Here is a 13,264-nt window from a genome sequence, read left to right as displayed (position 1 = left end):
GTGTGGACCGACTGTGGAAAACGGGGACATCGAGCAACCCCATGAAAATCAGGCACTTCCGCAGCTTGCCTGTGAGACTGCCGCAACAATCCGCGCCAGATCAAAAAATTGACGGGTAAAAAGCCGTATAAAAACCATCCCTAACGGCACCCTCGGTTGCGTCCGATCAAGCGATATGGGGTGGCCGGAGTGATTCGGATCTCGCGTCCTGTAACCGCGGGCCTTTTGTCGCCACAACGAAACACAGGCACTACTCCTAGTGCCTCTTCCAGCCTCACGCGCGGCCAGTGATGCCGGCGCAGGCACGAACGCTGGTCGGTTCGTGAAGGGCAGGCGGGATCAGCGCGCTGATCCCGCACTGGAATTCAATCGACGCGCTTCTGCAGTTCGCGCGCACCGTTCGGCGCATTCACCTTGCCCTCGGTAATGAAGTAGGCAAACACATCGCGCGCCTCTTTCTTCGCCTTGCGGTCCGGGGCGCTCTTTTCAAGCCCGCTCGGCTCGTCGCCCTCTTGAAAGGTCTTCGCGCGCTCGGCCCAGAGGTCGAGCTTGTCGGGCGCGTAACAGGTCTCGATATCGTCGCTGCCCTTCTGCAGGCGGAGATAGACGAAATCGGCGGTGACATCGGCGATCATCGGATAATCAGCGTGTTCGGCGAGCACCACGGCAACGCCGTACTTCTCCAGCAGCGAAACGAACTCCGGGGTCTGGAAGGTGGGATTTCGCACCTCGACCACATGACGTAGCGGAAGCCCATCCTGCTTCTCCGGAAGAAGCTTCAGAAAACCTTCGAAGTCGTCAGGTTCGAACTTCTTCGTCGGCGCGAACTGCCAGAGGATGGGTCCAAGATGGGGCCCGAGCTCGGTCAACCCTTGTGTCAGGAATCGCTCCATGGATTCACCGGCTTCCGACAGAACCTTGCGGTTGGTAACAAAGCGGCTCGCCTTCAACGAAAAGATGAAATCCTCCGGGACCTCTGAAGCCCATTTGGCAAAGGTCTCGGGCTTCTGCGACGAGTAATAGGTGCCGTTCACCTCGATCGCGCGAAGCTGCTTGCCGGCGTATTCGAGCTGCCGCTTCTTGGCCAGCGTGCTCGGATAAAAGGTGCCCTCCCAGGGCTCGAAGGTCCAGCCGCCGATGCCAACGCGGATCTTTCCGGATTTTGCCATGCCATCCTCCTCAACAACGGTCATCGCGTAACCGCGTGCTTTTCAATCTTTGATCGATTTCGTCATGTCCACGAGTGTCCACCCTGGACGATAGGGATTGGGTCGGCGACCCGTTTCTTGAAATCCATAGGTGCTGTAGAGCGCAATGTTTCGCTCCATGCGTGAATTGGTGTAGAGCCGCACCTCCGGCAAGCCCCACTCGGCCGCCATGTGGTCGACGAAGCGCAACAACTCGATACCGAGCCCCTGGCCCTGGCAGGCAGGGAGAACGGCGAGGCTGAAGATCATCAGGTGATCGGCGTACCGCTCGACAACCGCAAGCGCCGAAACAATGTCCTCTCGTTCGCGAAGCCAAACCTCGCCGCGCAGAATGCGGGGCGCGTAGTCCTCGGTTACCGGCAGCGGCGGCCCGCCAAGAAGTGCCTGATACGGCTCGTAGGCTGCCGCCGTCACGCTTTGTACCGCGGCCAGATCCTCCAGACGAGCAGGCCGCATCATGCCAGGATCACTCCTTGCGGTCGCCGATCGGCGTCGCGGTCCTCACTCCGCCGCCTCGACCTTCTTCATCGGCCGCCGCTCAAGCAGCTCCTTGAGGAACTGGCCAGTATAGGAGCGCTTCTCCTTGACGACGTCCTCAGGCGTCCCCTTGGCGATCACTTCGCCACCCCCGTCGCCGCCCTCCGGACCGAAGTCGATGACCCAGTCGGCGGTCTTGATGACTTCGAGGTTGTGCTCGATGACGACGACCGAGTTGCCCTGGTTCACAAGCTCATGCAGAACTTCAAGAAGTTTGGCTACGTCATGGAAATGCAAGCCTGTCGTCGGCTCGTCGAGAATATAGAGCGTACGGCCGGTGGAACGCTTCGACAGTTCCTTCGCCAGCTTGACGCGTTGCGCCTCACCGCCTGAGAGCGTGTTTGCCTGCTGCCCGACCTTGATGTAGCCGAGGCCCACCTGGTTGAGCGTCACCAGCTTGTCGCGTACGGCCGGGACGGCTGCAAAGAACTCCACGCCTTCCTCGACGGTCATGTCGAGCACGTCGGCGATCGACTTGCCCTTGAAGTGCACGTCGAGCGTTTCGCGGTTGTAACGCTTGCCGTGGCAGACGTCGCAGGTGACGTAGACATCCGGCAGGAAGTGCATCTCGATCTTGATGACGCCGTCGCCCTGGCAGGCCTCGCAGCGGCCGCCCTTGACGTTGAAGGAGAAGCGACCCGGCTGATAGCCGCGCGCCTTTGCTTCCGGAAGACCGGCAAACCAGTCGCGGATCGGCGTGAAGGCACCGGTATAGGTTGCCGGGTTCGAGCGCGGCGTGCGGCCGATCGGCGACTGATCGATGTCGATCACCTTGTCGATATGCTCGAAACCGTCGATACGGTCGTGCTCGGCCGGGTTTTCGCGCGCCCCCATGATGCGGCGGGCGGCGGCCTTGTAGAGCGTTTCGATCAGGAAGGTCGACTTGCCGCCGCCGGACACGCCGGTGACCGCGGTGAAGACACCGAGCGGGATCGAGGCGGTAACGTTCTTGAGGTTGTTGGCGCGGGCGCCGACAACGGTGATTTCCTTTTTCTTCTTCGGCTTGCGACGCTCGGAGGGAACGTCGACCGCAAGTTCGCCGGACAGATACTTGCCGGTCAGCGATTTCGGATTGGCCATGATATCGGCGGGCGATCCTTGCGCGATGACCTCGCCGCCATGGATACCGGCGGCCGGGCCGATATCGACGACGTAATCTGCCGTCAGGATCGCGTCCTCATCATGCTCCACGACGATCACGGTATTGCCGATGTCGCGCAGGTGGCGAAGCGTGTCGAGCAGGCGGGCATTGTCGCGCTGGTGCAGGCCGATCGACGGTTCGTCCAGAACGTAGAGAACGCCCGTCAGGCCCGAACCGATCTGCGACGCAAGCCGGATACGCTGGCTTTCACCGCCCGAGAGCGTTCCGGAATTGCGCGACAGACTGAGATATTCCAGGCCGACATCGTTGAGGAAGCGCAGACGGTCGCGGATCTCCTTGAGGATGCGGACGGCAATCTCGTTCTGCTTGGTATTGAGATGCTCCGGCAGAGCCTCGAACCAGTCGCGCGCGATGCGGATCGACATCTCGGTCACCTGGCCGATATGCAGCTTGTCGATCTTGACCGCCAGCGCCTCGGGCTTGAGGCGGAAACCGGCGCAGGCCGGGCAGGGCGCCGCTGACATGTAGCGCTCGATCTCCTCGCGCGCCCAGGCGCTGTCGGTTTCCTTCCAACGGCGCTCGAGATTGGGAACGATGCCCTCGAAATTCTTGGTCGTGTTGTAGGAGCGGGCACCGTCTTCATAGTAAAAGACGATCTTTTCTTCCGTTCCGTGCAGGATCGCCTTCTGCGCCGCAGCCGACAGCTCGTTCCAGCGGCTGCCGAGCTTGAAGCCGAAGACCTTGCCGAGCGCTTCCAGCGTCTGGTTGTAATAGGGAGAGGAGGATTTTGCCCAGGGCGCAATCGCACCGTCGCGCAGCGTCCGGTGTTCTTCCGGCACGATCAGCGCCGTGTCGATCTTCTGCTGGCTGCCGAGACCATCGCAGGTCGGGCAGGCGCCGAAGGGGTTGTTGAACGAAAACAGCCGCGGCTCGATCTCGGAAATCGTGAAGCCGGAAACCGGGCAGGCGAACTTTTCGGAGAACAGCACGCGCTCGTGGGTTTCGTTCAGCGATTTGTTGGCCGAACCGCCTGCAGCGGTCTCCTCGGGTGGCAGCGGCTTGTCGGCAAACTCGGCAACGGCAAGCCCATCGGCCAGAGTCAGGCAGGTCTCCAGGCTGTCAGCCAGGCGCGAGGCAAGATCGGGCCTGACGACGACGCGGTCGACAACCACATCGATGTCATGCTTGTACTTCTTGTCGAGCGGCGGAACTTCGGCGATTTCGTAGAAGGTGCCGTCGACCTTGATGCGCTGAAAACCCTTCTTCATCAGCTCGGCGAGTTCCTTCTTGTACTCGCCCTTGCGACCGCGAACGAGCGGCGCAAGAATATAGAGACGCGTGCCTTCGCCAAATTCGAGCACCCGGTCGACCATCTGGCTGACCGTCTGACTTTCGATCGGCAGTCCCGTCGCCGGCGAATAGGGCACGCCGACACGTGCAAAGAGCAGGCGCATATAGTCGTAGATTTCGGTGACCGTACCGACCGTCGAACGCGGGTTGCGCGAGGTCGTCTTCTGCTCGATCGAGATTGCCGGCGACAGCCCGTCGATCTGGTCGACGTCCGGCTTCTGCATCATTTCGAGGAACTGGCGCGCATAGGCCGACAGGCTCTCGACATAGCGGCGCTGCCCTTCGGCATAGATCGTGTCAAATGCGAGCGAGGACTTGCCCGAGCCCGATAGGCCGGTCATCACGATCAGCTTGTTGCGCGGCAGATCGAGGTCGATGCCTTTCAGATTGTGCTCGCGCGCACCACGAATGGAGATGGTCTTGAGTTCACTCATCGGAAGCCAGCTTTTGCATGTCGGTTGAAAGCCCCCTATGTAATGACGCTAACGCCCATGTCGAGGCGCAATCGGCAAAACAGGCGGCCAATTCGAGTCGGTTGACAGGATCATAGCCAAATACTAGAACAAATAAAGAACAAATCGCCCATAAAACGACCAAAACTGTTGTGGATTATGTGCGAGGCGGGGCGTATCGACGGCAGCGGACCGCTAAGATGCGCGCTCTTGAAATTCCAAGCCGGGCCCTAGGCGCGGTGAAACCACGGGAAAAGCAACAATGGCTGGAAGCGTCAACAAGGTGATCTTGATCGGAAATGTCGGGGCAGACCCGGAAATCCGGCGCACGCAGGACGGCCGGCCGATCGCCAACCTGCGCATCGCAACCTCGGAAACCTGGCGCGACCGCAACAGCGGCGAACGCAAGGAAAAGACTGAGTGGCACACGGTCGTCGTGTTCAACGAAGGCCTCTGCAAGGTTGTCGAGCAGTACGTCAAGAAGGGCGCCAAGCTCTATATCGAAGGCGCACTGCAGACCCGCAAGTGGCAGGATCAGAACGGTAACGACCGCTACTCGACGGAAGTGGTACTGCAGGGCTTCAACTCGACGCTGACGATGCTCGACGGTCGCGGCGAGGGCGGCGGCTCCGGCGTCAGCCGTGGCGGTGGCGGCGACTTCGGCGGTAGCAACTACGGCGGTGGCGGTGGTGGTTACGACGACTACGATCAGCAGCCGCGCCAGTCTTCAGGCGGCGGCCGTTCGGGTGGCAGCCAAGGTGGCCAGGGCGGTCAGGGCGGCGGCTTCTCGCGCGATATGGACGACGACATTCCGTTCTGATCGTCGTATCAGGCTCGGACTGTTTCAAACGCCGTGTCCCTTGGGGGCGCGGCGTTTTTTGTTCGAGCGGAGGTGCCATCTCGCGATGTCAGCGGCTGATTGCTCAAATGGCAGCGCGTTCAGACGAACGCACAAGGCTCGCTCGAGCCGCCTGCTTCCAGTCCATCTTTCGGCTTCGAGCGCCTCCACTTCAAAGCGGATGCTTTAGAGGGCCATCGCGGATTTGACCCCGTCGACAACGAACTGGACGGCAAGGGCCGCCAGGATGACACCGAGCAAGCGGGTGAGGATGGCGCGGCCGGTGACGCCGAGGAACCGGTCGATACGTTCGGCTATGACCAGCGCGAGAAACAGGCTGAGCATCGACAGCGCGATGACGATCAGGAGCTGGGTGCGCTCTATGGCCGTCGGGAATGAGCCGGCAAGCAGGATCGTTGCCGAGATCGCGCCCGGCCCGGCAATCAGCGGCAAGGCGAGGGGAAAGACCGCGATGTTGTGGATGTGATCCTTCGTGGTCGCGTTCTCGCCGGTCTTTTCCTTGCGCTCCTGCCGCTTCTCGAAAATCATCTCGAAGGCGATCCAGAAGAGCAGCAGACCGCCGGCGATGCGGAAGGCGCCGATCGAAATGCCGAGCAGGCCGAGGATGCCGTTGCCGAAGAGCGCAAAGGCGGCAAGAATGAAGAAGGCGATCAGCGAACCGCGGGTGGCCACCTGAAAGCGCTCCTGCCGGCTGAGGCCGACGGTCAGGCTCAGGAAGATCGGCGCAAGGCCGGGCGGATCAAGCGTGACGAGAAGCGTGGTGAGCGCATTGACCAGGAGGTCGACATTGAACATCCGTTTCCCCTTCCGGATTTCGCCCCGGGTTTTCCCGGTGACGGGCGGGTATTGTTAGGCAAGCGGCAGGGGCTTGGGAAGAGGGCCGCAAACAAAGTCTCAGCAATGACTTATTGAGCAATCCCTACCGGCAACCGGACCGCAAATGCGCAGCATTTCGGTGATCGGCGACGGGGGTCTTCCGATTTCCCGCGCAATGCCCTAGAAAAGCCTGCTCCGGCGGCAAAAGACTGTTCACAACTGCCGCGTGGCTCATCGGGTCCGGATCTGGATTTCGGAGAAAATCATGCAGCGATTCAAAGCGTTACAGTGACATCTTCACACCTGGGCGGACGAATGGTGCCGTGGGCCGCAAATTGGCGATTCCGGTGGCAATCCGCTATAAATATCCGACTGATTCTGAACAAAGATCGTGATCACCATTGACTGAGCAAAGCCCCCCCGGCGGCGGAAAAACTCCGCCAGGCATCGAGCCGATTTCCATCATCGAGGAAATGCAGCGGTCCTATCTCGATTACGCGATGAGCGTCATCGTCAGCCGCGCGCTTCCCGACGTGCGTGACGGTCTGAAACCCGTGCACCGCCGCATCCTCTACGGGATGAGCGAGCTCGGCATCGACTGGAACAAGAAATACGTCAAATGCGCCCGTGTGACCGGGGACGTGATGGGTAAGTACCACCCGCACGGCAATGCGGCGATCTACGATGCGCTGGCGCGTATGGCGCAGGATTGGTCGCTCCGCCTGCCGCTGATCGACGGCCAGGGCAACTTCGGTTCCGTCGACGGTGATCCACCGGCAGCCGAGCGCTACACCGAATGCCGCCTGCAGAAGGCCGCGCATTCGCTTCTCGACGATCTCGACAAGGAAACGGTCGACTTCCGCGACAACTACGACGGCACCCTGCAGGAACCGGCTGTCGTTCCGGCGAAGTTCCCGAACCTGCTCGTCAACGGCGCCGGCGGCATCGCCGTCGGCATGGCGACGAACATTCCGCCGCACAACCTGGTCGAGGTCATCAATGGCTGCATGGCGCTGATCGACAATCCAGCGATCGAACTGCCGGAACTGATGGAAATCATCCCGGGTCCGGATTTCCCGACCGGCGCGCTGATCCTCGGTCGTTCCGGCATCCGCTCGGCCTACGAGACCGGCCGCGGCTCAGTCATCATGCGCGGCCGCGCCCATATCGAGCCGATGCGCGGCGACCGCGAGCAGATCATCATCACCGAGATCCCGTTCCAGGTGAACAAGGCGACGATGATCGAGAAGATGGCCGAACTGGTGCGCGACAAGCGCATCGAGGGCATCTCGGACCTGCGCGACGAATCCGACCGTCAGGGCTATCGCGTCGTCGTCGAACTGAAGCGCGACGCCAATGCGGACGTTATCCTGAACCAGCTCTATCGCTACACGCCGCTGCAGACCTCGTTTGGCTGCAATATGGTGGCGCTGAACGGCGGCAAGCCGGAGCACATGACGCTGCTCGACATGCTCAGGGCGTTTGTTGCGTTCCGCGAAGAAGTCGTTAGCCGGCGTACGAAGTACCTGCTGCGCAAGGCGCGCGACCGAGCTCATGTGCTCGTCGGCCTCGCCATCGCAGTCGCCAACATCGACGAAATCATCAAGCTCATTCGCCATGCTCCGGATCCGCAGACGGCGCGCGAGCAGTTGATGGAGCGCCGCTGGCCGGCCCATGACGTCGAAAGCCTCATTCGCCTGATCGACGACCCGCGCCACCGCATCAACGAGGACGGTACCTACAACCTCTCGGAAGAGCAGGCCCGCGCCATCCTCGACCTTCGCCTGCAGCGCCTGACGGCACTCGGCCGCGATGAAATCGGCGACGAACTCAACAAGATCGGCGAGGAAATCAAGGATTACCTCGACATCCTGTCGTCGCGCCTGCGCATCATGACCATCGTCAAGGACGAACTCGTCGTCATCCGCGACGAGTTCGGCACCCCGCGCCGGTCCGAGATCATGGAAGGCGGCCCGGACATGGACGATGAGGATCTCATCGCCCGTGAAGACATGGTCGTGACCGTCTCGCATCTCGGATACATCAAGCGCGTGCCGCTGACGACCTACCGGGCGCAGCGCCGCGGCGGCAAGGGCCGCTCGGGCATGGCGACCAGGGACGAAGATTTCGTTACCCGGCTATTCGTTGCCAATACTCATACGCCGGTTCTGTTCTTCTCCTCGCGTGGCATCGTCTACAAGGAAAAGGTCTGGCGTCTGCCGATCGGCACGCCGCAATCGCGCGGCAAGGCGCTGATCAACATGCTGCCGCTGGAGCCCGGCGAACGCATCACCACGATCATGCCGCTGCCCGAGGACGAGGCGACCTGGGAAAACCTCGACGTCATGTTCTCGACGACCCGCGGCACGGTTCGCCGCAACAAGCTGTCGGACTTCGTCCAGGTCAACCGCAACGGCAAGATCGCGATGAAGCTCGAGGAAGAGGGGGACGAGATCCTCTCCGTCGATACGTGCACGGAGCATGACGATGTCATGCTGACGACAGCGCTCGGCCAGTGCATCCGCTTCCCGGTCGACGACGTGCGCGTCTTTGCCGGCCGCAACTCGATCGGCGTTCGTGGCATCAACCTCGGCGACGGCGACCGCATCATCTCGATGGCGATCCTTGGTCATGTCGATGCCGAACCATGGGAGCGCGCGGCCTATCTGAAGCGCGCTGCGGCGGAGCGTCGGGCGACGAACGGCGACGAGGAAGAAATCGCACTGGTCGGCGAGGAAGTCGCTGACGGCGGAGAGCTGTCGAACGAACGTTTTGAGGAGCTGAAGGCGCGCGAACAGTTCGTGCTGACGGTCTCGGAGAAGGGCTTCGGCAAGCGCTCCTCGTCCTATGATTTCCGCACCTCGGGTCGTGGCGGCAAGGGCATCCGCGCCACCGACACCTCGAAGACGACGGAAATTGGCGTGCTCGTCGCGGCCTTCCCGATCGAAGACAACGACCAGATCATGCTCGTCTCCGATGGCGGCCAGCTGATCCGCGTGCCGATCAATGGCGTCCGGCTCGCAAGCCGCGCCACCAAGGGCGTCACCATCTTCTCGACCGCCAAGGACGAGAAGGTCGTTTCGGTCGAGCGCATCAGCGAGCCGGAAAGCGACGAGGAGGAGGGCGAAGAGGCAGCCGTCGAGAACGGTGCGCCGGAAACGTCTGCCGAATCCGAAGGTTAACCGCCAAACAATCGAAACGCCTTGAAATCGAAAGCCCGCCATCCTGGCGGGCTTTTTCTATTGGGGTCGTCGTGTTGCCTCACCAATGACGCAAGCTTGCCGACACCGGCCGAGCCATGTTAGGCGCACGTCATGGAAAAGGTCCGCAACAGCAACGCTTCGATTATTCGCGCCATTCATCGAATGGTGGGTTGACGCGCGCTCCTTTTCTGAAAGCAGCAACCCGCCGCAAGGCGGGTTTTGTCCATCCGTCTTGCGCAACCAGGAGACGGACATGTCAGATCATGAACTGAAACAGGTTATCGAGGCTGCCGACCGTGCGATCACGGCGGAAGACTTCGGGAGTCTGATGGATTTCTACTCCGAAGACGCGACGCTCGTCATCAAACCGGGTCTCAACGCGACCGGAAAGTCCCAGATCCACAAGGCGTTCGTGGCGATCGCCGCCCATTTCAACAACCGGATGAAGGTCCGCCAGGGCGCGATGAAAGTGATCGAAGGCGGCGACACGGCCCTTGTCATCATGGAAACGGTGCTCGACACGATGAACCCGGAGGGCGACGAGGTCTCCATCGTGCGGCGAGCGACCTACGTCTTCCGCAAGACCGACGCCGGAAAATGGCTTTGCGTCATCGACAATTCCTACGGCACGACGCTGCTTGATGCCTAGTCTCGGTGCTCGGCGGACGGATCGCTGTCTTTGGCCGTGGGCGGGATACCGCGGATGTAGTCGCGCAGGCCCCTGGCGAGCGCATCGAATGTGACGCGGCAGCGCGGTGCGGTCTTCAGGTTCTCGTGCATCACCAGCCAGGTGTCGAGCTTCATCTCGAACAGGCCCGACAGCACGGGGAGAAGATCGGGGTCGCGCGCCGCCAATCCGTTCTGACAGATGCCGATGCCGAAGCCGGCGCGGATCGCGGCAAGTTGGGCAAGGTTGCTGTCGGCTTTCAGCGCAAAGCGTGCAGCCGGCAGCTCCGGCGAGCGGGCGATGATCGCCCGGATCGCCGCGGTCTCCCGGTCGTAGCCGATCAGGCTGTGATCGGCGAGATCGGTCAGCGCCCGCGGCATGCCGCGCCGCGCGATGTAACGGCGGTGGGCGTGAAAACTGATAGGAATGACACCGAGGTGCTTGGCGATCAGCGCATCCTGCGCCGGCGCGATCATACGCACCGCGATATCGGCCTCCTGGCGCAACAGGTCCTCGACCGTATCCGAGGCTGAGAGTTCGATCGTCAGCTGAGGATAGGCTTCGTGCAGGTCTGCGAGGATCGGCGGCAGGACCTCGATGCCGATGACTTCGCTCGCACTGATGCGCACCGTGCCACTGACCATATCGCGCTGGCCCGACGCGGCACGCAACAGCGCCGCCGATGTTGCGGAGAGCGTCTCGGCATAGGGCCTGAGCGCCAGTGCTGCATCGGTCGGCAGGAGGCCGTGCGGAGAGCGCACGAACAGCGGATAACCGAGTACCGTTTCCATTGCGTCCACGTGTCGACCGACGGTCGGCTGCGTCAAGCCTAGCTCGCGGGCGGCCGCCGACAGCGATCCCTCCTGCAGCACCGAGAGAAACGTCCTGTAGAAGTCCCAGCTCAAATCCATCTTGCTCATCTATTTCAGTATATCCGATCAAATCTTTTCGGTAATTCCGTTTAGCCAGTCGATGCGCGATCCTGCCTTTATCGAGATGGATGGAGCATGACATGACCGAGATGCAGCAAAGAACAAGGGTAGCGCTAGTCCTTGGCGCCACGGGCGGCATTGGCGGCGCGGTTGCGCGCGAGCTTAACAAGCGCGGCTGGCAGGTGCGCGCCTTGAACCGCAACGCGGAGAAGGCGGCAAAGGCCGAGCCTGCATTCGACTGGCGGCAGGGTGACGCCATGAACGCACGCGACGTTCGCGCCGCAGCGGAAGGAGCCAATCTGATCGTGCACGCCGTCAATCCGCCCGGCTACCGCAACTGGGGCACCCTGGTGCTGCCGATGCTCGACAGCACGATTGCCGCGGCGAAAGCGGTCGGGGCCCGTGTCCTGCTGCCTGGAACGATCTACAATTTCGGCCGCGACGCCTTTCCAATCCTGAACGAGGACGCACCGCAAAATCCGGATACCGAGAAGGGCCTGATCCGCAAGGAGATGGAGCGTCGCCTGAAAGATGCGTCAGAGACAGGCGTCGGCGTGATCATCGTCAGGGCGGGCGACTTCTTCGGACCGGGTGCCGCCAACAACTGGTTCTCGCAAGGGCTGGTAAAACCCGGAAAACCGGTGACGACGATTTCCTACCCCGGCCGTGAAGGGATCGCGCACCAGTGGGCCTATCTACCTGATGTCGCGGAGATCATGGTCCGCCTCGTCGAACGCGCCGAAAGCCTACCGCGCTTTGGGGTCTACCACATGCGCGGCTTCCTCGATCGGAACGGTACGGAGATGGTTGCGGCGATCCGCCGTGCCCTCGGAAAACCGGGCGTGCCAGTGCGGTCCTTCCCGTGGTGGCTGATCGGCCTGGCTTCGCCCTTCGTCCCACTCTTCCGGGAGCTGCGTAAAATGCGCTACGTTTGGCGCGAGCCTCTGAGAATGCCGAACGAGCGGCTGCTGGCAGTTCTCGGCGAAGAACCGCATACGCCGATCGACGAGGCGGTCGCAACGACCCTCAAGGGGCTTGGTTGCATGCCGAAAGAGATAGCCACCAGGGCAACAACCGCTGGCCGCATGCCTGCGTAGCTCGACGAGGAACGACCGGGCGCCGCCCGATACGGCTGGCGGCGCGGGGACCGTCAGTTCTTGAAGACAAGGCAGGCGCCGCCGCTCTTGCGAATGGTGGCGCAAAGCTTGTTTGCTTCCTCTTGTGTGTCGCGGCCGATGCGGGCGGCGTAGCGGATCCTCAGGCCGAAACTAGCATTGCGCTCCTTAAGCAGAAGCGCCTTTTCGCTGCGGATTGGTTCCGGAAGACGCTTGACCGCGCTGACGAACAGTCGCTGGGCAACGGACTTTTGGAAATGCGCGGCGAGTTGCACGCCCCAGGGCGCCCATTCGGCTTCGTCGATCACCTCGATGTCGCGAAGGTTGCGGGTGCTGGCGAGCGCCACGCAGCCATCGAGGAAGGTCTTGCCCTTGTCGAGCGTCATGTCGAGCGCCTTTGGCGGATTGTCGCGCCAGTCCTCGACGCTGTAGGCGGTGATCGCGAGCACGTAGTTGCGCGTTTCGGCCGGCAGCCAATCGACCTCGAGGAAGCGTTCCAGCCCGTTCTCGCCGGCATTGTAGGCGGCGGCAGCAAAGCCGAGGTTGCCATAGCGCGACTTGAGTTCGTTCAGATATTCCGCCGACTTGCCGAGCGCCTCGACGACATCGAAGCTGTTGTTGAGCCCCCGCATCTTCGCCGTTCCCGGCATGAACTGCGCGATGCCTTCCGCGCCCTTGGGGCTGACTGCGTTTGGCCGGAACAGGCTTTCGCGCCAGATCAGGCGGGCAAAGAAGGCTGCTGGCAGGCCGTTGGCGGCCGCATAGTGGTCGATCACGCCGCAGATGTCGCGGGCGAAATTCTCCTTGCTGATGCAGAGTGCCTTTGCGGGATCGGTCACCGATCGACCGGAATAGACGCATTTCGGCTGTGGGACGAGATCGTCGATACGAGCCGTCGCGGGGAGCGCGCTCAATGCCGAACAGCTGGCAGCCAGCACCAGTGCCGCTCTCGCGACACGTGCCCAGGCGCTCGATCTGACCTTCCGCCGAAGACCCACGTCAAAAATATTTCCAGAAAAAGTC

The 13,264-nt window shown here is 61.9% G+C and carries 9 protein-coding genes and 1 pseudogene; 4 read left to right on the top strand and 6 right to left on the bottom strand.

Annotation, left to right across the window (positions count from 1 at the left end; translation table 11 throughout):
* Positions 1 to 365: 365 nt before the first annotated feature.
* Genes I8N66_RS16440 through uvrA form a run of 3 tightly spaced genes read right to left on the bottom strand, consistent with a single transcriptional unit; the run spans position 366 to position 4,631 of the window.
* Entirely contained in the window at positions 366 to 1,169 is an 804-nt protein-coding gene (locus I8N66_RS16440; protein WP_113540133.1) for a DUF72 domain-containing protein, read from the bottom strand.
* Positions 1,170 to 1,211: 42 nt separating this feature from the next.
* Positions 1,212 to 1,664 (bottom strand): GNAT family N-acetyltransferase, encoded by a 453-nt coding sequence (locus I8N66_RS16435; RefSeq protein ID WP_291155329.1) that lies wholly within the window; start codon positions 1,662 to 1,664, stop codon positions 1,212 to 1,214.
* 45 nt (positions 1,665 to 1,709) lie between these two features.
* Positions 1,710 to 4,631 carry an excinuclease ABC subunit UvrA gene (uvrA, locus tag I8N66_RS16430; RefSeq protein WP_291155300.1) on the bottom strand — a complete coding sequence of 974 codons (2,922 nt, stop codon included), beginning with the start codon at positions 4,629 to 4,631 and terminating at the stop codon, positions 1,710 to 1,712.
* A gap of 280 nt (positions 4,632 to 4,911) precedes the next feature.
* Between uvrA and I8N66_RS16425 the strand changes: the two genes are divergently transcribed.
* On the top strand, positions 4,912 to 5,469 hold the full coding sequence (locus tag I8N66_RS16425; RefSeq protein ID WP_291155297.1) for a single-stranded DNA-binding protein: 558 nt from the start codon (positions 4,912 to 4,914) through the stop codon (positions 5,467 to 5,469).
* A gap of 204 nt (positions 5,470 to 5,673) precedes the next feature.
* On the opposite strand, the gene I8N66_RS16420 is transcribed toward I8N66_RS16425, so the two are convergent.
* Positions 5,674 to 6,303, bottom strand: a complete 630-nt coding sequence (locus I8N66_RS16420; protein ID WP_113539983.1) for a MarC family protein — start codon at positions 6,301 to 6,303, stop codon at positions 5,674 to 5,676.
* A gap of 422 nt (positions 6,304 to 6,725) precedes the next feature.
* Between I8N66_RS16420 and gyrA the strand changes: the two are divergent.
* Together gyrA and I8N66_RS16410 are read left to right on the top strand one after the other, a co-directional pair.
* A pseudogene (gene gyrA / locus I8N66_RS16415) lies at positions 6,726 to 9,443 on the top strand (DNA gyrase subunit A); the annotation flags it as partial.
* Positions 9,444 to 9,780: 337 nt separating this feature from the next.
* Complete coding sequence (locus I8N66_RS16410; protein WP_291155291.1) at positions 9,781 to 10,176, top strand: nuclear transport factor 2 family protein; 396 nt, start codon at positions 9,781 to 9,783, stop codon at positions 10,174 to 10,176.
* Here the strand turns inward: I8N66_RS16410 and I8N66_RS16405 are convergent.
* Entirely contained in the window at positions 10,173 to 11,114 is a 942-nt protein-coding gene (locus tag I8N66_RS16405) for a LysR family transcriptional regulator (protein WP_291155288.1), read from the bottom strand. The two genes, I8N66_RS16410 and I8N66_RS16405, sit on opposite strands and share 4 nt — an antisense overlap.
* Positions 11,115 to 11,206: 92 nt before the next feature.
* Here I8N66_RS16405 and I8N66_RS16400 point away from each other — a divergent pair, with 92 nt between their 5' ends.
* Positions 11,207 to 12,223, top strand: a complete 1,017-nt coding sequence (locus I8N66_RS16400) for an SDR family NAD(P)-dependent oxidoreductase (RefSeq protein ID WP_291155285.1) — start codon at positions 11,207 to 11,209, stop codon at positions 12,221 to 12,223.
* Positions 12,224 to 12,276: 53 nt separating this feature from the next.
* Here I8N66_RS16400 and I8N66_RS16395 read toward each other — a convergent pair whose 3' ends face one another.
* A complete protein-coding gene (locus I8N66_RS16395) occupies positions 12,277 to 13,239 on the bottom strand; it encodes a lytic transglycosylase domain-containing protein (RefSeq protein WP_113539978.1) in 963 nt (320 codons plus the stop codon).
* Positions 13,240 to 13,264 lie beyond the last annotated feature (25 nt).

Origin of the sequence: Ensifer sp. SSB1, from assembly GCF_016652895.1 — a bacterium.
Taxonomy (GTDB): Bacteria; Pseudomonadota; Alphaproteobacteria; order Rhizobiales; family Rhizobiaceae; genus Ensifer.
This window is presented reverse-complemented; position numbering and strand designations above follow the sequence as displayed.

Bases quoted from the DNA above. Each gene is read 5' to 3' on its own strand.
- I8N66_RS16440 (WP_113540133.1), bottom strand. From the start codon at position 1,169: ATGGCAAAATCCGGAAAGATCCGCGTTGGCATCGGCGGCTGGACCTTC.
- I8N66_RS16435 (WP_291155329.1), bottom strand. From the start codon at position 1,664: ATGCGGCCTGCTCGTCTGGAGGATCTGGCCGCGGTACAAAGCGTGACG.
- uvrA (WP_291155300.1), bottom strand. From the start codon at position 4,631: ATGAGTGAACTCAAGACCATCTCCATTCGTGGTGCGCGCGAGCACAAT.
- I8N66_RS16425 (WP_291155297.1), top strand. From the start codon at position 4,912: ATGGCTGGAAGCGTCAACAAGGTGATCTTGATCGGAAATGTCGGGGCA.
- I8N66_RS16420 (WP_113539983.1), bottom strand. From the start codon at position 6,303: ATGTTCAATGTCGACCTCCTGGTCAATGCGCTCACCACGCTTCTCGTC.
- I8N66_RS16410 (WP_291155291.1), top strand. From the start codon at position 9,781: ATGTCAGATCATGAACTGAAACAGGTTATCGAGGCTGCCGACCGTGCG.
- I8N66_RS16405 (WP_291155288.1), bottom strand. From the start codon at position 11,114: ATGAGCAAGATGGATTTGAGCTGGGACTTCTACAGGACGTTTCTCTCG.
- I8N66_RS16400 (WP_291155285.1), top strand. From the start codon at position 11,207: ATGACCGAGATGCAGCAAAGAACAAGGGTAGCGCTAGTCCTTGGCGCC.